Source organism: Methylobacterium sp. E-041, assembly GCF_022829665.1.
GTDB lineage: Bacteria > Pseudomonadota > Alphaproteobacteria > Rhizobiales > Beijerinckiaceae > Methylobacterium.
The window spans coordinates 14,181-35,210 of record NZ_JAKSYQ010000131.1; the positions used below are offsets into that span (position 1 = coordinate 14,181).

17 protein-coding genes are annotated in these 21,030 nt (G+C 73.4%); 6 read left to right on the forward strand and 11 right to left on the reverse strand.

All coding sequences use genetic code 11. The features are described 5' to 3' along the window. Positions 1–164: 164 nt before the first annotated feature. Positions 165–3,914, reverse strand: a complete 3,750-nt coding sequence (gene putA, locus MKK70_RS11755) for a trifunctional transcriptional regulator/proline dehydrogenase/L-glutamate gamma-semialdehyde dehydrogenase (protein ID WP_243947885.1) — start codon at positions 3,912–3,914, stop codon at positions 165–167. A 140-nt stretch (positions 3,915–4,054) separates the two neighbouring features. Between putA and MKK70_RS11760 the strand changes: the two genes are divergently transcribed. Further along, complete coding sequence (locus tag MKK70_RS11760) at positions 4,055–4,516, forward strand: Lrp/AsnC ligand binding domain-containing protein (protein WP_243937212.1); 462 nt, start codon at positions 4,055–4,057, stop codon at positions 4,514–4,516. Between the two features lie 39 nt (positions 4,517–4,555). Here the strand turns inward: MKK70_RS11760 and MKK70_RS11765 are convergent, their stop codons facing one another. Together MKK70_RS11765 and MKK70_RS11770 are read right to left on the reverse strand one after the other, a co-directional pair. Beyond that, positions 4,556–4,963 (reverse strand): hypothetical protein, encoded by a 408-nt coding sequence (locus MKK70_RS11765; RefSeq protein WP_243947886.1) that lies wholly within the window; start codon positions 4,961–4,963, stop codon positions 4,556–4,558. A gap of 102 nt (positions 4,964–5,065) precedes the next feature. Continuing rightward, on the reverse strand, positions 5,066–5,350 hold the full coding sequence (locus MKK70_RS11770; RefSeq protein ID WP_243947887.1) for a hypothetical protein: 285 nt from the start codon (positions 5,348–5,350) through the stop codon (positions 5,066–5,068). Positions 5,351–5,658: 308 nt separating this feature from the next. Here MKK70_RS11770 and zwf point away from each other — a divergent pair, with 308 nt between their 5' ends. After that, on the forward strand, positions 5,659–7,131 hold the full coding sequence (zwf, locus tag MKK70_RS11775; protein WP_147844613.1) for a glucose-6-phosphate dehydrogenase: 1,473 nt from the start codon (positions 5,659–5,661) through the stop codon (positions 7,129–7,131). Next, the gene (locus tag MKK70_RS11780; RefSeq protein WP_243937208.1) at positions 7,128–7,484 is read left to right on the forward strand and encodes a hypothetical protein; all 357 of its coding nucleotides are present in this window, start codon (positions 7,128–7,130) and stop codon (positions 7,482–7,484) included. Before zwf ends, MKK70_RS11780 begins: the two co-directional genes overlap by 4 nt. A gap of 304 nt (positions 7,485–7,788) precedes the next feature. On the opposite strand, the gene MKK70_RS11785 is transcribed toward MKK70_RS11780, so the two are convergent. Both MKK70_RS11785 and MKK70_RS11790 read right to left on the reverse strand, forming a co-directional pair. Next, positions 7,789–8,319: a hypothetical protein gene (locus MKK70_RS11785; RefSeq protein ID WP_147729636.1), complete on the reverse strand. Its 531-nt coding sequence runs from the start codon at positions 8,317–8,319 to the stop codon at positions 7,789–7,791. A gap of 196 nt (positions 8,320–8,515) precedes the next feature. Next, positions 8,516–8,743 (reverse strand): hypothetical protein, encoded by a 228-nt coding sequence (locus MKK70_RS11790; RefSeq protein WP_147729635.1) that lies wholly within the window; start codon positions 8,741–8,743, stop codon positions 8,516–8,518. A 141-nt stretch (positions 8,744–8,884) separates the two neighbouring features. Here MKK70_RS11790 and MKK70_RS11795 point away from each other — a divergent pair, with 141 nt between their 5' ends. Next, positions 8,885–9,385 (forward strand): hypothetical protein, encoded by a 501-nt coding sequence (locus MKK70_RS11795; protein WP_243947888.1) that lies wholly within the window; start codon positions 8,885–8,887, stop codon positions 9,383–9,385. Positions 9,386–9,421: 36 nt separating this feature from the next. Here the strand turns inward: MKK70_RS11795 and mdoH are convergent, their stop codons facing one another. Further along, complete coding sequence (gene mdoH / locus MKK70_RS11800; RefSeq protein WP_243947889.1) at positions 9,422–11,383, reverse strand: glucans biosynthesis glucosyltransferase MdoH; 1,962 nt, start codon at positions 11,381–11,383, stop codon at positions 9,422–9,424. Positions 11,384–11,621: 238 nt separating this feature from the next. Between mdoH and MKK70_RS11805 the strand changes: the two genes are divergently transcribed. Continuing rightward, a complete protein-coding gene (locus MKK70_RS11805; protein WP_279603616.1) occupies positions 11,622–13,211 on the forward strand; it encodes a glucan biosynthesis protein in 1,590 nt (529 codons plus the stop codon). Positions 13,212–13,477: 266 nt separating this feature from the next. Continuing rightward, entirely contained in the window at positions 13,478–14,176 is a 699-nt protein-coding gene (locus MKK70_RS11810) for a TetR/AcrR family transcriptional regulator (RefSeq protein WP_243947892.1), read from the forward strand. A gap of 486 nt (positions 14,177–14,662) precedes the next feature. Here the strand turns inward: MKK70_RS11810 and MKK70_RS11815 are convergent, their stop codons facing one another. The 5 genes from MKK70_RS11815 to MKK70_RS11835 all read right to left on the reverse strand — a co-directional run bounded on the left by MKK70_RS11815 (position 14,663) and on the right by MKK70_RS11835 (position 20,722). Further along, complete coding sequence (locus MKK70_RS11815; RefSeq protein ID WP_243938192.1) at positions 14,663–15,682, reverse strand: ABC transporter ATP-binding protein; 1,020 nt, start codon at positions 15,680–15,682, stop codon at positions 14,663–14,665. Next, positions 15,679–16,659 (reverse strand): ABC transporter ATP-binding protein, encoded by a 981-nt coding sequence (locus MKK70_RS11820; protein WP_243947894.1) that lies wholly within the window; start codon positions 16,657–16,659, stop codon positions 15,679–15,681. The genes MKK70_RS11815 and MKK70_RS11820 overlap by 4 nt, the downstream gene beginning before the upstream one ends. A gap of 238 nt (positions 16,660–16,897) precedes the next feature. Next, the gene (locus MKK70_RS11825; RefSeq protein WP_243938231.1) at positions 16,898–17,746 is read right to left on the reverse strand and encodes an ABC transporter permease; all 849 of its coding nucleotides are present in this window, start codon (positions 17,744–17,746) and stop codon (positions 16,898–16,900) included. A gap of 86 nt (positions 17,747–17,832) precedes the next feature. After that, complete coding sequence (locus tag MKK70_RS11830) at positions 17,833–18,807, reverse strand: ABC transporter permease (protein WP_243947904.1); 975 nt, start codon at positions 18,805–18,807, stop codon at positions 17,833–17,835. 253 nt (positions 18,808–19,060) lie between these two features. Beyond that, positions 19,061–20,722 (reverse strand): ABC transporter substrate-binding protein, encoded by a 1,662-nt coding sequence (locus tag MKK70_RS11835; protein WP_243947905.1) that lies wholly within the window; start codon positions 20,720–20,722, stop codon positions 19,061–19,063. Between the last annotated feature and the right edge of the window lie 308 nt (positions 20,723–21,030).

The following is a 21,030-nucleotide window of genomic DNA, read 5'->3' on the forward strand; positions in this document are numbered from 1 at the left end:
CTGCTGGCATATCGCCGACCAGACCTTGCCCGCGCCGCGCCGACCCCGTATCCCACCCGGGTTCCTTCACGAGACCGGAACCAACTCAGGGCGCACCTCTGCCAAGAGGCGCGCCTTTTTCGTCGGCGCCGATCCCGGCACGGGCGCTGCCGGATCGCATGGGATCATGCGTCGAGCGCCATCAGGCTGGCGTTGCCGCCCGCCGCCGCCGTGTTGATCGACACCGTCCGTTCCGCGAACAGGTCCGAGAGCTCGTAACCCGCCTCCGGATCGGAGGCCGTGGGGATCGACAGGATCGTGAGGATCGGCCCGTCGCGCTCGGCGATCCGGCGGACCAGCCCCGCGAGATCGGCCCGCCCGCCCGCGTGCAGCACCCCGCCGAGGCCGGGCGCGCCCGCGGGATCCTCGGCGGGGACGATCCTCCGCAGGACCGCCGCGGGCAGGCCGTCGAGCAGGCCCGACGACGCCCGCTCCGCCGCGATCACCGCGCGCTGGCCCGTGGCCAGGATCGCGCCAAGCTGGCGCAGGGTTCCCGCCTCGTCCGAGGCGAGCGCCGCGATCGGGCCGCGCGGGCGGAGGCCGTAGCTGTTGCGCTCGCCGACCGGGCCCGGCAGCACCGATTCGGTCAGCGCGGGCATCCGGGCGAGATCGCGCTCGACCCGGGACGCGACCTCGGCGTGGCCCCGCTGCCGGAGCCAGCCGATGTAGGCCCGAGCGACCGGATCGACGACCGCCTCGGCCGGGGACCGGGCCGCGTCGGCGGGGGCATCGCCACACGACGGGGCCGGGCGCGTCATCAGCCGGCGGAGGTAGCGCGGCCCGCCGGCCTTCGGCCCCGTGCCGGACAGGCCCGTGCCGCCGAACGGCTGCACGCCGACGACGGCGCCGATGGTGTTGCGGTTGACGTAGACGTTGCCCGCCCCGATCCGGTCGAGGACGCGCGTCACCGTCTCCTCGATGCGGGTGTGCAGGCCGAAGGTCAGCCCGTAGCCGGTGGCGTCGATTGCGTCGACGAGGGCATCGAGGTCGTCCCGCCGGTAGCGGAGCACGTGGAGAACCGGTCCGAACACCTCGGCCTCCACGTCCGAGACCCGGTCGATCGCGATCACCGTCGGGGGCACGAAGCTGCCCGCGTCCAGGGCCGGATCCTTCCGCCCTTGCGGGTTCTCGCCCCCTTGCGTGATCGCGTGGCCCCGGCTCCGCATCGTCTCGATGTGGCGGAAGATCCCTTCGGCCGCCTCGGCGGTGATCACCGGGCCGACGTCGACGGACAGGCGCCGGGGATCGCCCACCGCGAGCTCGCGCAGGGCCCCGTGCAGCATGGCGAGCGTCCGCTCGGCGATCTCCTCCTGCAGGCACAGGATGCGCAGGGCCGAGCAGCGCTGGCCGGCCGAATCGAAGGCGGAGGCGAGGACGTCCGCCACCACCTGCTCGGGCAGGGCGGAGGAATCCACGATCATCGCGTTCTGCCCCCCGGTCTCGGCGACGAGCGGCACCGGCCGCCCGTCCGCGGTCAGGCGGTCCGCCAGCGTCCGCTGGATCAGGCGGGCGACGGCGGTCGAGCCGGTGAACATCACGCCCTGGACCCGGGCATCGCCGACGAGCGCCGCGCCGACCGCGCCCGCACCGGGCAGGAGATGCAGCACCCTTGCCGGGATCCCGGCCTCGCCCAGCAGCCGCACCGCCTCGGCCGCGACGAGCGGGGTCTCCTCGGCCGGCTTGGCGAGCACGGGGTTTCCGGCCGCGAGGGCGGCCGCGACCTGCCCGGTGAAGATCGCGAGGGGGAAGTTCCAGGGGGCGATGCAGGCGACCGGGCCGAGGGGCCGTGCCTCCGGGCCGCAGACCCGTTCGGCCTCGCCGGCATAGTAGCGCAGGAAGTCCACCGCCTCCCGCACCTCGGCGACGGCGTTCGCCAGGGACTTGCCCGCCTCCCGCACGATCAGGCCGAGCAGGACCGGCATCCGCGCCTCGAAGGCGTCCGCGGCGGCGCGGAGCAGGCCGGCGCGGAGGGCCGGCGCCGTCGCCGCCCAGCCCGGGGCCGCCGCCGCTGCGGCCGCCAGGGCGCGGGCGATGTCGGCGGGCTCCGCCGCGCGCACGCGGCCCACCACGTCGGTGCGATCGGCAGGGTTGAGGACCGGGTCGCGGGCCTCCGCGGCGGAGCGCCCGGACGGGACGGCGGCCCAATCCGCGGCGGCACGCGCCGGCAGGTCGGCGGCGAGCCGGGCGAGCACGGCCTCGTCGTTCAGGTCGAGCCCGGCCGCGTTCGGCCGCCCGGCGCCGAACAGGTCGCGCGGGGCCGCGATCCGCGGGTGCGGCGCCCCCGGCGGGCGCATCGCCCGCACCGTCGCGACCGGATCGGCGACGAGGTCGTCGGGCGAGACGGAGGCGTCGGCGATGCGGTTGACGAAGGAAGCGTTCGCGCCGTTCTCCAGGAGCCGGCGGACGAGGTAGGCGAGCAGGGTCTCGTGGGTGCCGACGGGGGCGTAGATCCGGCACGGCCGGTCGAGCCCGCCCGGGCCGACCACCGCCGCGTAGAGCGGCTCGCCCATTCCGTGCAGGCACTGGAACTCGTAGTCGCCGGGCCGGAAGCCGGGGCCGGCCATCTCCAGGATGCTGGCCACGGTCTGCGCGTTGTGGGTCGCGAATTGCGGGAACACCGCGTCCGGCGCGGCCAGCAGCATCCGGGCGCAGGCGAGGTAGGACACGTCGGTGTGGGCCTTGCGGGTGAAGACCGGGAAGTCGGAGAGCCCCTCGACCTGCGCCCGCTTGATCTCGCCGTCCCAGTAGGCGCCCTTCACCAGCCGGACCATCAGGCGGCGGCCGCTCCGGCGGGCGAGGTCGACGAGCCAGTCGACGACGAAGGGGCAGCGCCGGCCGTAGGCCTGGATCACGAAGCCGAGCCCGTCCCAGGCCGCGAGGTCCGGGTCGGTGGCCAGCGCCTCGAGGATGTCGAGGGAGAGGTCGAGCCGGTCGGCCTCCTCGGCGTCGATGTTCAGGCCGATGCCGTACCCCCTGGCCAGCACGGCCAGCGCCTTCGCCCGGGGGATCAGCTCCGCGAGCACGCGGGCGCGCTTCGTCCGCGTGTAGCGCGGGTGCAGCGCCGAGAGCTTGATCGAGATGCCCGGCCCCCCGATGACGCCCCGCCCGGCCGATTCCCGTCCGATGGCATGGATCGCCGCCGCGTAGGCGGCCTGGTAGCGGGCGGCATCCGCTTCCGTGGCCGCGGCCTCCCCGAGCATGTCGTAGGAATAGGCGAACCCCTTCGCCTCGTTGGGGCGCGCCCGGCGCAGGGCCTCGGCGATGGTCTCGCCCATCACGAACTGCTCGCCCATCAACCGCATGGCGAGGTCCACGCCCCGGCGGATCAACGGCTCCCCGCCCCGCCCGATCAGGCGCGTCAGGGCCGCGGACAGGCCGCGCTCGCGCGTCGTCGCGGTGAGCTTGCCGGTCACCAGCAGGCCCCAGGTCGCCGCGTTGACGAACGGCGAGGGGCTGTGGCCGAGATGGGCCCGCCAGTCGCCGGGGGCGATCTTGTCGCGGATCAGCGCGTCGCGGGTCGCCGCGTCCGGGATGCGCAGCAGGGCCTCGGCGAGGCACATCAGGGCGACGCCCTCCTGGCTCGACAGGTCGTATTCGTGGATCAGGCCCTCGACGCCGCCCCGCTTCGCCGTCTGCCGCAGGCCCGCGACCAGGCTGCGCGCCGTCGCCGCGACGCGCGACGCCGCCTCGGGCGGAAGCTGCGCGCGGTCGAGGAGCGGCGCCAGGCACGCCGCCTCCGGGCGCCGGTGCGCCGCGACGATCGCCGCGCGCAGCGGCGACGACGCGGGCAGGTCGTCGGCGAGATCCGCGAAGGACGGGCGGGCGGGCACGACGGGCCGAGGGGAAGACACGATCGACGACGACACGATCGACATGGCAGACCCCGCCTCCCTCCGCCGCCGGCCGCCGGCCGCCGGCCGGGCACGGACCATTTTGTAGCCGCGGCGGCGCGGTGCTAAAATCTGTGGGTCGCGTCGAAGACCGGCGGATTCCCCATCGGAATGGCGTTCTGCGCGTGAAGACCACCGATTCGACCGATGCCGCCATCCTGCGCATCCTGCAGCAGGACGGGCGCATCGCCACCGTCGACCTCGCCGAGCGGCTCAGGCTCTCGCCCACCGCCACGGCCGAGCGCCTGAAGCGGCTGACCCGCGCGGGCTACATCACCGGCTACGGTGCCCGCCTCGATCCGGCGATGCTCGATCTGGGATTGCTGGTGTTCATCGAGGTGCTGCTCGACAAGACCACCGGCGCGGTGTTCGACCGCTTCTCGCAGGAGGTCCGCCGCGTGCCGGAGATCCTGGAATGCCACATGGTGGCCGGCGGCTTCGACTACCTGCTCAAGGCCCGGGTGAAGGACATGGCCGCCTACCGCCGCTTCCTCGGGCAGGTCATGGTCGACCTGCCCGGCGTGAAGGAGACGCGCACCTACGCGGTGATGGAGGAGGTCAAAACGGACAGCCCGCTGCCCGTGTGAGCCGCGACCGGGTGCCGCGAAGGCGGAGCCTCGGGCGCGTCAATGCCCCGAATGGCGCACCGCCATCTTGAGGCGCTGGTCGACGTCGTCGATGCGGGCGGCGACGCCGCGGCGGATGCATTTGCCGAGGGTGTCGCCGGCGAAGAAGCCCAACGTCGCCTCCTGCTCGCGGCAGGCGGCGGTCGGCGGCCAGGCCAGGTAGATGCCGGCGATGGCGGCGATGACCACGAGCTCGACCACGAGCCAGCCGCCCCAGCCGAGGCGGAAGCCCTCGCGCCGGCCCGCGCCGTGCCGGCGCCGGCGCAGGGCGTCCGCGGCGCGGGCCCCCTCGGGCGTCGGGCGCACCGGCTCCTGCGCGGTGCGGGCGATCCGGTCGAGGCGGGCGCGGGCCGCCTCCGCCTCGGTGAGGGTGGGCTGCGCGTCGGTTCCGGGGGGCGGGGCGTGCATGGTCGGCTCGTTCGAAAGGGCGGGCGGCGCGGGTCGCGTCGTCGGGGCGGGTGTCTCGGGGGGCGTCGCCTCGTCCGAGGCCGTCCCGTGCGCGGTGCGCGGTCAGTTCATCGCGCGGCGCAGGGTACCGAGGTCGTCCGGCAGGGACAGGGCGCGGTTCAGCATCTCGTTGCGGGCGCAGGCGCCGGCCTTGAGCAGCTGGCCGAGGCCGCCGCCCGAGCGCGACCCGCAATCGGTCACGAAGTAGCTCGCCGCGAACAGCGCGATCGGGGCGAGGAACAGCACGAGCTTGAGCAGCCCGAACACCCGCCCGATCGCGCTCCGGCGGCGGGGCCGCGCGTCCTCCCAGTCCGCGTCGCGATCGAACCGCTCGTAACCCTGCTGCATGGTCGGACCGACCTCCCGGAGACCCGCGTGCGACCGCGCGAAGACCGGCGGCGACATCGTGAGGATGATGGTCCCATTTGAAGATCTCGCTAAGCGACGTGCTTAACGGCACCGGACCCGCCGCATCCGTCCCCGCCCGCCGCTTCGCCGCCCTTCTCGGCCGCCCCTCTCGGCCGCTCCTCGGCGAAGCCGTCGCGAACCTTGGCGAAGCAATTGCAAAGGCCTAAGCCGCGGGGTGTGATCGGGCCGGCGGCGCGAGCCGCCCGCCGGCGGACCGCCACGCCGCCGCATCGAACCGGGAGCAGCCCTTGGCCACCATCATTCCCGTCGCCTCCTTCGACTACGTCGTGTTCGGCGCGACCGGCGACCTCACCACCCGCAAGCTGCTGCCGGCCCTGTACCACCGCTACAAGGACGGCCAGATCCCGGCCACCTCCCGGATCATCGGCGCCTCGCGCTCCGAGCTCGCGGTCGAGGCGTTCCGCGCCCGCACGCAGGACGCGCTGAAGCGCTTCGTGGCCCCCGACGACCTCGACCCGGAGACGCTCGCCGCCTTCCTCGACCATCTCGACTACGTCGCGGTCGACGGCGCCGGCGACGACGGCTGGACCGAGCTCGTGGCCAAGCTCGACGAGCGGCCGGACCAGGTGCGCCCGTTCTACCTCGCCACCTCGCCCGACCTCTACGGCTCGATCTGCCGGAACCTCGCCAAGTTCGGCCTCGTCGGCCCGAAATCCCGCGTCGTGCTCGAGAAGCCGATCGGCAAGGACCTGACCTCGGCCCGCGCGATCAACGACGCGGTCGGCGAGGTGTTTCCCGAGGAGCAGATCTTCCGGATCGACCACTACCTCGGCAAGGAGACGGTGCAGAACCTGCTGGCGCTGCGCTTCGCCAACACGATCTTCGACCGGCTCTGGACGGCCGACGTCATCGACCACGTCCAGATCACGGTGGCCGAGACCGTCGGGGTCGAGGGCCGGGCCGGCTACTACGACACGTCCGGCGCCCTGCGCGACATGCTGCAGAACCACATCCTGCAGCTGCTCTGCCTCACCGCGATGGAGAGCCCGCTCAACCTCGACGCCAACTCGGTGCGCGACGAGAAGCTGAAGGTGCTGCGCGCCCTCAAGCCGATCACCGCGGGCGACGTGCAGCACGTGACGGTGCGCGGCCAGTACGTCCAGGGCGCCGTCGACGGCAAGCCGGTGGAGGGCTACCTCAACGAGCTCGGGCACGACAGCCGCACCGAGACCTTCGTCGCCTGCAAGGTCGAGGTCCAGTCCTGGCGCTGGGCCGGCGTGCCGTTCTACCTGCGCACCGGCAAGCGGCTGCCGCAGAAGCTGTCCGAGATCGTGGTGCAGTTCCGCGCCGCGCCGTTCTCGATCTTCCCGGAGGAATCGTTCGGGCGCGAGCCCAACCGCCTCGTCATCCGCCTGCAGCCGCAGGAAGGCATGAAGCTCGAGGTGATGACCAAGGATCCCGGCCCCGGCGGCATGCGCCTGCGGCCGACCAACCTTGACATCTCGTTCGAGGAGACCTTCAAGCAGCGCTATCCCGACGCCTACGAGCGCCTGCTGATGGACGTGGTGCGCGGCAACGCCACCCTGTTCATGCGCCGCGACGAGGTCGAGGTCGCCTGGGCCTGGGCCGACAGCCTGCTCAAGGCCTGGGCCGACCGCCGCGAGCCGCCGCGCGCCTACCCGGCCGGCAGCTGGGGCCCCACCGCCGCCATCGCCCTGATCGAGCGCGACGGGCGGACCTGGCACGAGGAGCTGCGGTGACCGCACCCGCCGCCCGGCGCCGGCTCGCCCTCGCCCTGACGCTCGCCTGCCTCGCCCACCCGGCCCGGGCGCAGGGGCCGGCGACGGGGCAGGATGATGCGCCGAGCGGGGGCGGGGGACGGCCCGACACCCGCGCGCTCACCTGCGCCGCCGCCGCGGGCCTCGTCGCCCGCGCAGGCGCCGTGGTGATGAGCACCGGCCCGATCACCTACCTGCGGATCGTGCGCGACGGCGGCTTCTGCACCATCGAGGAGACGACGCGGCCCGATTACGAGGCCACCCGCGACGAGCGGCAATGCTTCGTCGGCTACCGTTGCGTCGAGCGGCTGCAGGAGGGCCGCGAGGGACCTTGAGGGGGAGGAAACCTTGAAATTCCGGCCTGCGCGTGCCTTATTCCGTGCCTGGGGACGGATCGCCTGAGCGGCTTGCCGCGATAGCCCCAGGCCGCCGACGACGGGCAACCGCAGTCGGTCCACGCGCAACGCGAGATAGCCAAGTGTCCCGGCGAGTGATGGCCCCTCCTCCCCGTGAGCGAGGGGCCTTTCACGTCCGGAGCCGTCCCGAACCGTGGATGCCGGCCCGCCGGAAAGGGCGCGGTCCTGTCGTGAGATCGCATCTTCCTCATGCGAGCCGGGCTCCACCGCGCTTGAGAATGCCTCAGCGCCGCGCCCGGGGCCGCACCCGATCACCCTGGTACACCTTCGCGCACAGGACCGCGAAGCTGATCTTGGTCGTGCCGGCCAGCACCCGCCGCCGATCCTGCACCGGGTACGCGCTCTCGACGACGATGAGCAGTTGCTGCCGATGCCCGGCCGCCGCCCGGCGGAGGCTGAAGTACATCGGATAGCACGCGCCATCGGCCAGCACGACGTTGGCGAGATAGACGTAGTTCCGATCCGTCGGCGTCATGTAGACCGAGGCACCCGGCAAAGCGTCGACGATGGCCGGCAATCGGCGGGAGAGTTCGTGCCGCGCGGGATCGTATGCGCGACGGCTCCGATGGTCCCAGATCAGGTGCTGGCGGTCGTGACGTTCGTCGTCGAAACCGACGGTGAAGCAGTGATTCGAGAAGCGTACCTCGATCGACAGCGCACGGCCGATCTTGTCGACGAAGAACGTCAGACGGCGCGGCTCCAGATGGGCAAGGTCGAGCCTCACGCCATCGATCACGTGGTCGAAATAGGCCATGGCCCATTCCGGATAGGTCTTCGGGCCTAGGCCGCGCAACCGGCAAGGCTTGCATGCCGCAAGGCTCGCCACCGAACCCGTCATGGCCACCGGCCGAGCGAATCGGGAAACGCAAGAGCCTGGCGGAGATCGCCGCACCGGTTCGCGGCACCGTCGCGTGCGCGAACCGGATCTCGATCCGCCCCGCCGCCCGGCGTCAGGCCGCCGGGACGCCGATCAGCTCGGCCTGGAGGCCGCCGAGATAGGTGGTGAGCCGGGCCGAGATCGCCGGGTCGGCGCACTGGACCCAGAGCGGCACCGGCAGGGCGGCGCGCGGGCAGCGCAGGATGATCCGTTCGGCCGACAGGGCGGCCTGCCGCTCGCTCGCCGCGGCCAGGAGCTTCGAGCCCGTCGGCGTTCCGATCATGATGGCGATGCTCGTCATGCCGGGCCAACCCGTGAGCGGGCCGTCCGTTGCCTGAGGTGGGGGGCCGGGACGGCGTGTCGCGTGCGCGATCCCGATTCCCGGTCTACCCTGTCGCCGCCGCGGCTCATGAGCTTCGGCCGCGAGGGAGGATGGAATGCCGTGCGACGCCTCCTGAAGTTCCTGCACACGATGGGCGCGGTCGGGCTGATGGGAGCGTTGGCCTGCCTGCTCGTGCTGTTCACGTTCGTGCCGCCGCCGGCCGACGGGGCCGGATACGCGCTGATGCGCGGCGCGATGGGCGCGGTCGCCACCTGGATCTTCCTGCCCGCGCTGGCGCTGACGCTGCTGGCCGGCCTCCTCGCCCTGGCGCAGCGCGCCTTCCACCGGGCGGCCTGGGCCTGGGCGAAGCTCGCCACCGGCGTGCTGATGTTCGAGGGCGGCCTCGTCTACGTCCAGGGGCCGATGCGGCAGGAGGCCGACTTGAGCGCCGCGGCCTTGGCCGGCCGCCTCGACCCGGCGACGCTGGCCCAGTCGCTCGGGCCCGAGCGCAACACCCTGTGGCTGCTCTTGGTCGTCGCCACCGCCAACGTGGTGCTCGGCGTCTGGCGCCCGCGGCTGATGCGGCGGGCGCCCGTCGGGCAGACGGCGGCGCGCGGATAGGGTCCGCAGCACGCCCGCCCCGGCCCCCGTCCGGCGTCACGCCTCGTCGGCGGCCGGGACCCAGAGCGGCCCGCGCAGCACGGGGGCGCGCTTGGGCGGCGGCAGGGCGCGGCTCCCGGCGAGGTCGGCGAGCTCGGGCGCCTGGGCGGTGTCGTCGACGGTGAGGAACAGGCCGCGGGCGCGGGCCGCCCGGCCGAGATCGGCCCGGCTGGTCAGCACGCTCTGGGCCGGGCTCGTCAGCAGCGCGATCACCACCGGCGACAGCCACAGGGCGAGCCACGGGTCGCCGACCAGCGCCAGCGCGAGGCCGGCGAGCGCGCCGACCACGAGGGCGTCGGCCTGCAGGCGGCAGGCTTCCGCCCAGCTCACCTTGCGGTCGTCGCGGGCCTGGGCGTCCCAGCGCACGACCCGGCCGAAGAAGGTCGAGATCACCGCGCCGGCGGTGAACAGCGTCATCACCGGCCAGAGCAGCACCCAGATGCCCTGCTCGAGCGCCGCGCTCGCCAGCAGCGAGCGGGTGCCGCCGAAGGCGTCGCGCCGCGCCTTGGAGGCGAGCACGTGGCCGAGGCTCAGGAGCTTCGGCAGGGCCAGCACCGTGAGGGTGAGCGCGGCGAGCCCGTGCGCGGCGGCGCCGGTGCCGGTCAGCCCGTAGCCGAGCAGGCCGAGCTCGCCGGTGCGCGCGGCCAGCCACGCCCCCGCGACGAGGTAGGCGATCCACAGGGGCAGCACCCCGTAGGAGACGATGCCGACGGCGAGGTGCCAGCGGCTCGCCGCGCGCAGGCCCGGCCAGGGCAGGACGCGCAGGTGCTGCATGTTGCCCTGGCACCAGCGGCGCTCGCGCCCGAGGAGGTCGACGAGGTTCGTCGGCATCTCCTCCCAGGTGCCGCCCATCTCCGGCAGCAGGCGGACCTCCCAGCCGGCGCGGGCCAGCATCCCGCCCTCGACGATGTCGTGGCACAGGATCTCGCCGCCCAGGGGCGCCCTGCCCGGCAGCACCGGCAGCTGGGCGTGGTCGGCGAACGCCACGACCCGCAGGATCGCGTTGTGGCCCCAGTAGCTCCCGTCCGGCCCCTGCCAAGTCTCCAGGCAGCGCAGGGCCAGCGGCGCGTAAAGCCGCACCGCGAATTGCTGGATGCGGGCGAACAGCGTGTCGCGGCCGGCGGCGTAGGACACGGTCTGGATCAGGCCGGTCGCCGGGCTCTCCTCCATCAGCCGGGCGAGGCGACGCATCGTGGCGCCGGTCATCAGGCTGTCGGCGTCGAGCACGATCATGAAGTCGTACTGGTCGCCGTAGGTCCTGGTGAACTCGGCGATGTTGCCGGCCTTGCGCCCGATGTTCTCGGTGCGGCGGCGATAGCGGATCCGCGGGATGCCGGGGCCGGCGGTCTCGCGCCAGGCCTGGATCCGGGCGAACTCGTGCTCCTCCACCGCCGCGATCGCGCCGTCGCGGGTGTCGGAGAGGACGAAAAGGTCGATGTCGCCGCCGAGGGACTCGTCCTGGGCACCGTCCCGCGCGGCGTCGCGGGCGAGCGAGCGCGCCATCACCCGCAGCGCCGCGAACACCGCCACCGGGTCCTCGGCGTGGATCGCCACCACGGCCGCCGTGCGCGACAGGCCCGACGCCTGCGCCGGCACCGTCTCCGAGCGGCGCTCCAGGGCGGATTTCGCCCGCGCGCCGAGGCCGGCGGCGATCAGGCCGTAGAGGTACTGCCACGCGACGAACGACTGCCAGGTCATCACCACCGCGAACAGGACCAGCACGGTGCGGGCGAGCCAGGCGCCGGTCGGGTCGGCCGGGACCGGGTAGGCGACGGCCGCCAGCCACGCGAGCGCCGCGCCGGTGGCGAGCGACGGCAACGCGAGCGCCAGCCGCCGCCCGCGCAGCGAGCCGATGCGCCCGGCGCGCTGCCAGGTTTCGGCCGCGCACCTCTCGACAGGGCGCCCGTCGGCGTGGGAGGCCGGCACTTTCGTGGACGGAATGGGGCGCGTGGCGGGCATGGAGCGCATCGAACTCGAAGGTGAGGACCACCCGCCGGAGGCGGGGCCGCAGCGCGGCGCCGGCGAGGGCCGGGGCGACGGGCCGGGGCCGGGCCTGCCGGCGCGAGGAAGCCCCAAGGCCTCCCCGCGATCGGCCGCCAGCTTGTCCCCCTCCCGCCGCCGCGTTCTCCGCACGGCCCTGACCGCGATGGTCGGCAGCGTCGTTCCTAGCGTCATCGATCTGAATGAGGCCCGAACGATGGCGCAGGAGCGGCAAGCGGTGACGGACGGGCCGACCACCTTCGCCACGGTGTCCGCGATGGCCGAGCGGCTGGCCGGCGCGCCCTACGTCGCGCCGCCCGAGGACCTGCCGGGCGCCCTCGCCGGGCTGACCTACGACCAGTACCGCGCCATCGTCTTCCGCCCGGCGGCGGCCCTACGCCTCGGGCGGCACTTCAGCGCGCAGCTGTTCCACCGCGGCTTCCTGCAGCGCAAGCGCTGCGCGCTGTACCTGCAGCCGAAGGCCGGGCCGGCCCAGGCCGTCGCCTACGAGCCCGGCCTGTTCGAGCTGGGCCGGGCGCTCGACGGCCAGAGCTTCCCGACGACGCTCGGCTTTGCCGGCTTCCGACTGCACTTCGCCGCCACCGAGACCCCGCCCGGCCGCCCGCGCGGCTTCCAGGAGGAGTTCCTGGTGTTCCTCGGCGCGTCGTACTTCCGCCTGCGCGGCGAGGGCCAGGAATACGGGCTCTCGGCGCGCGGCGCGGCGATCGGCACCGGCTCGGCCGCGGGCGAGGAGTTTCCCGACTTCACCGCCCACTGGATCTGCGAGCCGGAGGACGATGCGAAGACGATCACCGTGCTCTCGCTCCTCGACAGCCCGAGCCTGTCCGGCGCCTACCGCTTCGAGATCGCGCCGGGCGACCCGGCGCACATCCAGGTCACCGCCGCGCTCCACCCGCGGAAGGACATTCCCCAGCTCGGGCTGGCCCCGCTCACCAGCATGTTCCTGCACGGCCAGAACGGGCCGGGCGCGCGCGGCGCCAAGCCCTTCGACGACTTCCGGCCGCAGGTGCACGATTCCGACGGGCTGGTGGTGCGCTCCGGCGCCGACCGGCTGTGGCGCCCGCTGGTCAACGGCCGCCCGAGCCCGCAGATCTCCGCCTTCCGCGCGGCGCCGCTCTCCGGCTTCGGGCTGATGCAGCGCGAGCGGACCTTTGCCGCCTACCTCGACGTCGAGGCGCGGCAGGAGGCCCGGCCCGGCCTGTGGGTCGAGCCCGCCGCCCCCGCGACGAAACCCGAGATGGTCGCGGCCGGCGCCTCGCCGCGGGCCGGCGACGCGTTCGCGGCCGGCCAGGTGCAGCTGTTCGAGATCCCCTCGGTCGAGGAGTACATGGACAACATCGTGGCGGCCTTCGTGCCGGACGCGCCCGTCCGCCCCGGCCACCCGATCGCGCTCGCCTACGGGCTCACCACGGTGGGAGCCGAGCCGGTGCCGGCGCTGCCCGGCACCCTCGCCCGCGTGATCTCGACCCGCATCGGCTCGCCCGACCGCCTGCGCCCGGTCGACCCGCCGATCCCCGGCCGGCGGCTGTACTGCATCGACTTCGCGGGGCCGGATCTGCCGCAGGGCGCCCTCGACGCCGAGGGGGCGGGCGTCGCCGCGATCGTCTCGGCCAGCGCCGGCACGATGCACGATCCCGTCGCCGCGCCGGTGCCGCAGACCGGGGGCTGGCGCATCTACGTCGAGTGGCGCCCCCCCGCCGCGATGCCCCCGGGCGACGTGGTGCTGCGCGCCCACCTCACCCGGGCCGGGCGCCGCATCAGCGAGACCTGGGACGCGGCGGCGTAGGCGCGCGCGGGCGGGCGAACCCCGGAAAGGCCTCACTTCGCCCTCGCTTCACCGGAGGCGGGCCCTCCCGACCTCGGCGGGCGCGCCCGGAGCGCGGGCAGGCCCCGGATCCGTGCGGGGCCGGGGGGAGGCGCGGCCGCCCGCGCCTCGGCATCGGTGTTCACCCCAGGTTGCCCTCGGCGCGCCGACCCGTCAAACCTTGACGTCTCGTCGCGACAACGTTCGGCGGATGGGGACCGACGCGGGGGAGGAAGGGCGGAGCCAGCGTGGACGGGGACGATTCCGAAGGGCCGCCGCGCCGCCGCCGCCGCCACCTGCCGGGTGCCGAGCGCGAGCGGCAGATCGTCGAGGCGGCGACCCGCTTCTTCGCCGAGCAGGGCTTCGGCGGCCAGACCCGCGAGCTCGCCGCGCGGATGGGCATCACCCACTCGGCGATCTTCCGCTACTTCCCAACCAAGGAAGCGCTGATCGAGCGGGTCTACGACCGGGTCTTCGTCGCGCGCTGGAACCCGGATTGGGGCCCGATGGTGCGGGACCGCAGCCATCCGCTGGAGGCGCGGCTGGTGCGGTTCTACCAGGAATACGCCGCCCGGATCTTCGACTACGAATGGGTGCGGATCTTCGTGTTCGCCGGCCTGCGCTCGGTCGACATCACCCCGCGCTACCTAGCCATCCTGCGCGAGGCGCTGATCCTGCCCGTCTGCGCCGAGTTACGGGTCGAATTCGGCCTCGCGCCGCCCGAGGTGCTGCCGTTCCAGGAGCGCGAGATCGAGGCGGTCTGGGCGCTGCACGGCCAGGTGTTCTACATCGCGGTGCGCAAGTACGTGTACAACCTGCCGACCCCCGACGACGTCGGCCCGATCCTCGCCGACGACGTGCTCGTGTTCATGCGCGGCGCGCCGACGCTGTTCCGGGCGATCCACGCGGACGCGGCAGCGCTGCGCGGGTCGGCGGAGCCGGGCTGACACAGGTTCGAACGGATCGTTCGCATCGCCGACTCGGCCCCCTCTCCCGTTCGGGACGAGGGGACCCGCGCCGCCTCCGGCTGAAGCGGGGATCCGCGAACCCGACCACGCTGGCGAAGCGGCGCGATCGCATCGTCCCTATCGGAACGCCGCCCGGTCACGGCGCGCGCGCTTCGCGAAGCGTCCATTCTCCGGATACGCGGCGTCGAACTCCGCATCGAATGCCTTCGCGATCAGATCGGCGAAGGCGATTTGCACGTGACTGGGTCGCGCTCTCATCGGCCGGCATGCGTTGTGCGGGTTTCCTCGAAACCGGTACAACAGAACCGCAGGGTCCGAACCTCGTGGCCGGGGTGTGGACGCGGCCCCGAGGCGAAGGTGCCGGGCGGCCGATGGACGACCGCTCTCGGGGGACATCGACGGCCGTCCGCAGGCGCGGCATGGGCCGGATGCAAGCCATCGTCATGAAGGCCATCCGCCGACATCTCACGCCGTGCGGTCCCCCGCCCCGAGCTCGCCGCGGTCCCGGTGGCACGCCACCTCATGCTCCGGCCCCACCGAGCGGCGCAGCGGAAGCTCGGTGCGGCAGACGGCGATCGCGGCCGGGCAGCGCGGGTGGAACGGGCAGCCGGGCGGGGGCGCGAGCGGGGACGGCGGCTCCCCGGGGAGCGCCTGGAACCGGCGCTTGCCCGGCACCAGCTTCGGCGTCTGAGCGAGCAGGCTGATCGTGTAGGGGTGGGCGGGGGCGCAGAACAGGGTCTCGGCCGGCGCCACCTCGACGAGGCGGCCGAGATACATCACCGCCACGCGCGAGGCGACGTGGGCGATCACCCCGAGGTCGTGGCTGACGAACAGGTAGGTCAGGCCGAGGTCGCGGCGGAGCTCCAGGAACAGGTTCAGCACCTGCGCCTGGATCGAGACGTCGAGCGCCGCCACCGACTCGTCGCAGACCAGCATCCGCGGCTTCACCGCCAGGGCCCGCGCGATGCCGATGCGGGCGCGCTGGCCGCCGGAGAACTGGTGCGGGTAGCGCGCCATCGCGTCGGCCCCGAGGCTGACCCGGGCGAGCTGGTCGGCCACGTAGGCGCGCTTGTCGCGGGCCGCGACGAGGCCGTGGGCGACGGGGGCCTCGCCGACGATGTCGAGCACCCGCAGGCGCGGGTTGAGGGACGCGGTGGCGTCCTGGAAGATCATCTGGACGGACAGCGCGGCCGCGCGGCGTTCCGCGGCGCTCGACCCGGCAAGGTCGCGCCCGTCCCGCAGCACCCGGCCCCGGCTCGGGGCGTGGAGGCCGGCCGCAAGCCGCGCCAGGGTGGATTTCCCGCAGCCGGATTCGCCGACGAGCCCGACCACCTCGCCGGCTCCGATCGCGAGGTCGACCTCGGTCACGGCCTGCACCGCGCTCGGCGGCCGGCGCTCGCCCAGCAACCCGGCGAGCCGGGCGGCCAGCGACGGGCTCGACCCGAACCGCTTCGAGACGCCCTCGAGGCTGACCAAAGGTTTCACGTGAAACGCGCCGGCTGGAGGGGATGGCGGCAGAGGGCGAACCGCGACGGCTCGGCGCGCGCGGTCGGTGGCGGCACGGCGCAGTCCGGCGTGGCGCAGGCGCAGCGCGGGGCGAAGGCGCAGCCCGGCGGGCGGTCCGTCAGCGCGGGCGCCATGCCGGGGATCTGCGCCAGCGGCACGCCGCGGGCGTTGCGGCTCGGGGCGGAGGCGATCAGCCCGGCGCTGTAGGGATGCAGCGGCGCCTCGATGACGTCGGCCACCGGCCCGGCCTCGACGATGCGGCCGGCATACATCACGCAGAGCCTGTCGCTGAGCCCGGCCACCACCGCGAGGTCGTGGGTGATCCAGATCAGGGCGGTGCCCATCTCGGCGCAGAGACCCTGCGCCTCGGCCAGGATCTGCGCCTGGATCGTCACGTCGAGGGCCGTCGTCGGCTCGTCGGCGATGAGCAGGGCCGGCGCGTGCAGCAGCGCGATGGCGATGGCGATGCGCTGGCGCATCCCGCCCGAGAGCTGGTGCGGATAGGCGCGCAGGCGCGCGTCGGGTGCCGGGATCCCGACCTTGACCAGGGCCTCGCGCGCCCGCGCCCGGGCGGCCGCCGCCCCGACGCGCTCGTGCGCGCGGATCGCCTCGACCACCTGGGTCTCGACCCGCAGCACCGGGTTCAGGGTGGTCATCGGGTCCTGGAAGATCATCGCCATCCGCCTGCCGCGCAGCGGCCGGAGCTCGGCCTCCGGCAGACCGGCGATGTCGCGACCCTCGAGCAGGATCCGGCCGCCCGAGACCCGGCCGGGCGCCTCGATCAGCCCCATCAGCGCGAGCCCGGTCACCGACTTGCCCGAGCCGGATTCGCCGACGAGCCCCAGCACCTCGCCGCGGCCCACGGTGAGGCTCACCCGGTCGACGGCGACGTGCTCGCGCCCGCCGGCTTTGAAGCTCACGCTGAGGTCTTCGAGGGCGAGGACGGGGGCGGTCATGGCGCATTCCCCTGCCCGACGCCGCTTGCCTCCCCCCTCTGCGGGCTCGCGGAGGCGCGCATGCCCGCGCGTCGGCAGACGGACGGATTGCGCGAAGCACCACGCAGCCCCCTCTCCCGAACGGAAGAGGGAACCCGCGCCACCTCGGGAATGCGTGGCGAAACATGTGACCGCGATCGCCCGCCGGGGCCGGAAGGGATGTGCACGGACAGAATTCTTCGGCCGGTCCCGGAGGGTATCAATCCGAAAACCTCGGGTTCAGCACGTCGCGCAGCCGGTCGCCGACGAGGTTGATCGCGACGATGACCGCCACCAGCGCCAGGCCGGGGAAGGTCGAGATCCAGTACTTGCCCGAGAGCAGGTAGTCGTAGCCGTTCTTGATCAGCAGCCCGAGGGAGGGCTCGGTCACCGGCACGCCGACGCCGAGGAAGGACAAGGTCGCCTCGAGCGCGATGGCGTGCGCCACCTGCATCGTCGCCACCACGATCACCGGGGCCGAGCAGTTCGGCAGCAGGTGGCGGAAGATCAGGCTGCGGCGCGGCAGCGCGAGCGCGCGGGCGGCCTCCATGTACTCGCGCCGGCGCTCGACCAGGGCGGTCGCCCGGATGGCGCGGGCGTAGTAGGCCCATTGCACGGCGATCAGGGCGATCACCACCTTGTCCACGCCGCGGCCGAAGGCGGCGAGCAGCACCAGCGCGATCAGGATCGCCGGGAACGAGAGCTGCAGGTCGGCGAGCCGCATCAGCACGGCATCGACCCGGCCGCCGGCGTTGGCCGCGAGCACGCCGATCGTGGAGCCGAGCGTCGCCGCGACCAGGGTCGCCGAGAGGCTGACGACGAGGGAGACGCGCAGGCCGTAGAGGATGGCCGAGAGCATGTCGCGCCCCTGCGCGTCGGTGCCGAGCGCGTACAGCATCCCGGAGACGCTGCGGCTGCCGGGGGGCAGGGTGCCGTCCATCACGTCGAGGTTGGCGAGGTCGTAGGGGTCCTGCGGCGCGATCCAGGGGGCGAGGCAGGCGGCGAGGACCGTCAGCACCAGGGCCGCCAAGCCGAGCGCCGCGCCGGGGCTGCGGACGAACGCACGCACGTGCGCCCGCCAGACCGGCTCGGCCGCGGCGGCGACCGGCCGCGCGGCGGGCGGCCCGCCGGCCGTTGGGAGCGTCTCGCCCGTGCTCACGCGGCCTCCGACAGGCGGACCCGCGGGTCGAGGGCGGCGTAGATCAGGTCGACGATCAGGTTGATGACCACGAACAGGCACACGGTCAGCATCAGGTAGGCGACGATGACCGGGCGATCGAGCCGGTTGATCGAGTCGATCAGGAGCTTGCCGATGCCGGGCCAGGCGAACACCGTCTCGGTGACGACGGCGAAGGCGATCATCGAGCCGAGCTCGAGGCCGATCACGGTGACCACCGGAAGCAGGATGTTCTTCAGGACGTGCACGCCGACGATGCGGGCCGGCGACAGCCCCTTGGCGCGGGCGAAGCGCACGTAGTCCTGCAGCATCGCCTCGCGGGTGCCGGCGCGCGCCAGCCGGATCACCACCGCGAGCTTGAACAGCGCCAGGTTCACCGCCGGCAGCACGAGGTGGCGCAGGCCGTCGAGCGTCAGGAGCCCGGTCTCGATGCCGAGCACGTTGACGGTCTCGCCGCGGCCGCCGGCCGGAAACCAGCCGAGCGTCACGGCGAAGACCAGCACCAGCATCAGGCCCTGCCAGAAGTTCGGCAGCGAGAACGCCAGGATCGAGCCGGTCATGATCGTCCGGCCGGTGCCCGAGCTCGGCTTGAGGCCGGCCCAGAGCCCGAGCGGCAGGCCGACCGCGACCGCGAGCACCAGGGCGGTGAGCGCCAGCTCCAGCGTCGCCGGCAGGCGCTGCAGGATCACCGACAGGGCGGGCTCGTTGTAGACGAACGAGCGCCCGAGATCCCCGTGCAGCGCGCGCCAGGCGAAGGTGCCGAACTGCACCGGCAGCGACCGGTCGAGCCCGAGCCGGGCACCGATGGCGGCGCGCTCGTCCGGCGTCGCGTCGGGCGCGGCCAGCATGTCGATCGGATCGGCGATGGCGTAGACGCCGACGAACACCAGCGTCGCCATCGCCGCGACGGTGACGAGCGCCTGGCCGAAGCGCTGGATCAGGTAGGTCAGCATGCAGGTACGCCGCCGAACGGGGCGCGGGTCCCCTCTCCCCGCACGCGGGGAGAGGCCCGGCTGCACCCCGTCGTGCAGCCGGGAAGCGCAGGCGAAGCCGGAGCGATGGTGAGGGGACGCGAACGGACGAGGCTCCGCCGTCGAAGCCCCCTCACCGTCGGCTGCCGCCTCGCCGCGCCGACGACGCGGTCCTCGCGGCCCTCTCCCCGCGTGCGGGGAGAGGGGATGCCCGGCGCCCGGAAATCCCGATCCCTCACTTCACCACCGCGACGTCCATCGCCAGCGTGTACTGGTCGATCCGCGGCGTGTAGCGCAGGCCCTTCACCGTGGCCCAGGGGGTGACCTCGAAGTGGAGCGGGATCAGCGGGTAGTCCGCCATGGCGAGCGCGGAGGCCCGGCGCAGCAGGGCGGAGCGCTCATTCTCGTCGAAGGTGCGCATCGCCTCGATGGTGAGGCGGTCGACCTCGCGGTTGCAGTAGCGGCCGCGGTTGGTGAAGCCGCGGCCGGATTCGGGATCGAAGCACAGCAGCAGCGAATTCAGCGAGTTCGACATCTCGCCGGAATCGGCGCCCCAGCCGGCGAGGTAGGCCGAGAACGAGAAGGTGTTGCGCCGGGTGAAGAAGGTCGACGCGGTCGCGGCGTCGAGGCTCGTCTTCACGCCGATCCGGCTCCACATCTGGGCCACCGCCTGCGCGATCTTCTCGTCGTTGATGTAGCGGTCGTTCGGCGTGCCGAGCGTGATCTCGAAGCCGTTCGGGTAGCCGGCCTGGGCCAGGAGGTCCTTAGCCGCCTTCGGATCGTAGGCGACGACGGGGAAGTCCTTGGTCGTGCCGGCCAGCGGGAACGGCAGCAGCTCGCCTGCGCCCTGCGCCACCCCGCCCATCACCCGCTCGACGACGGCCTTGCGGTCGATCGCCTTGGACAAAGCCTCGCGCACGCGCCGGTCGAGCAGCGGGTTCTTGTCCGGCGGCGCAGCCTTGTCGGTGCCGCGGATCGTCGGCGTCTTCCAGCCCGGGCCGTCGAACTGGTCGAGGTGGATGTAGATGATGCGGTTCGACAGGCCCTTGGCGACGGTGAAGCCCGCCGCCTCGATCCGCGGCAGGTCCTGGATCGCCGGGTTCTCGATCAGGTCCGCGTCGCCGGCGAGCAGCGCCGCCACCCGCGGGCCGGTGGAGACGATCGGCTTCATCGTCACCGTGTCGAAGGCGGGCGCCGCGCCCCAGTAGGTCGGGTTCCGGGCCAGCACGACCTGGGTGCCGCGCACGTACTCCTTGAGCGCATAGGGGCCGGTGCCGACGGCGACCTTGGGGTTGCCGAAATCGGTGGATTTCGGCGGCGTGCCCATGCCGGCGCACCCGCCCTTGGCGAAGGTGACCGGGCCGGGCGCGCCCGAGGCCTTGGCGCTGAGCATGCCGAGCGCGGTGATGTTGGTCGGCAGCAGCGGCAGCGGCTCGGCGGTCCTGATCACCACGGTCAGCGGATCGGGCGCGGTGACGCTCTCGAACGGCCGGACGAAGGTGGCGAAGGAGGAGGGCGAGTTCTCCACCAGCGGGATGCGGCAGAAGGTGTAGATCACGTCGTTGGCGGAGAACGGCGTGCCGTCCGAGAAGGTGACGTTCGGGCGCAGCCTGAACGTCCAGGTATGCGCGTCGTCGGCCGTCCAGGCGAGCGCCAGCGCGGGCAGCACCGTCATCGCGGGGTCGGTGGTGACCAGGCCCTCGAAGATGTGGCGCCGCAGCGCGTTGTTGGGGCCGAGGTTGTGGAAATGCGGGTCGATCGACGTGGCTTCCGCGGCGAGGCCGATGCGCAGGTCGCGCGCCGCGGCGCCCAGCGGCCCGCCCGCGGATGCCAGCGCCCATCCGCACAGGACGGCGCGCGACAAGGTCCGGCACGGACGGCGGCGCGTCTCGATCATCGACGGTTCCGTGTAGAAGGAGCGGGCACGCGAGGGTGGCGCATCGACGGCGCGAGAGCATTTTCGAGCGAGGCGGCGTCCGGCTCGCTTGAAGACAATGCGATCCCGCACCCTGGATAGAGCCTGTTTCGTGATCCATCGATCACGGGACAGGCTCTAGCGTCAATCGTGCCAATCCTCGGGTCGGAGCGTTTTCAGGCGGGGCGGATGCCGTCTCGCGTGTGACGATGCGACCCCACAAGACGTGCGACCCGGTTTCGCGATCCGAGGATCGTGGGCCAGGCTCGCGCCACACCGGTCAAGGACAC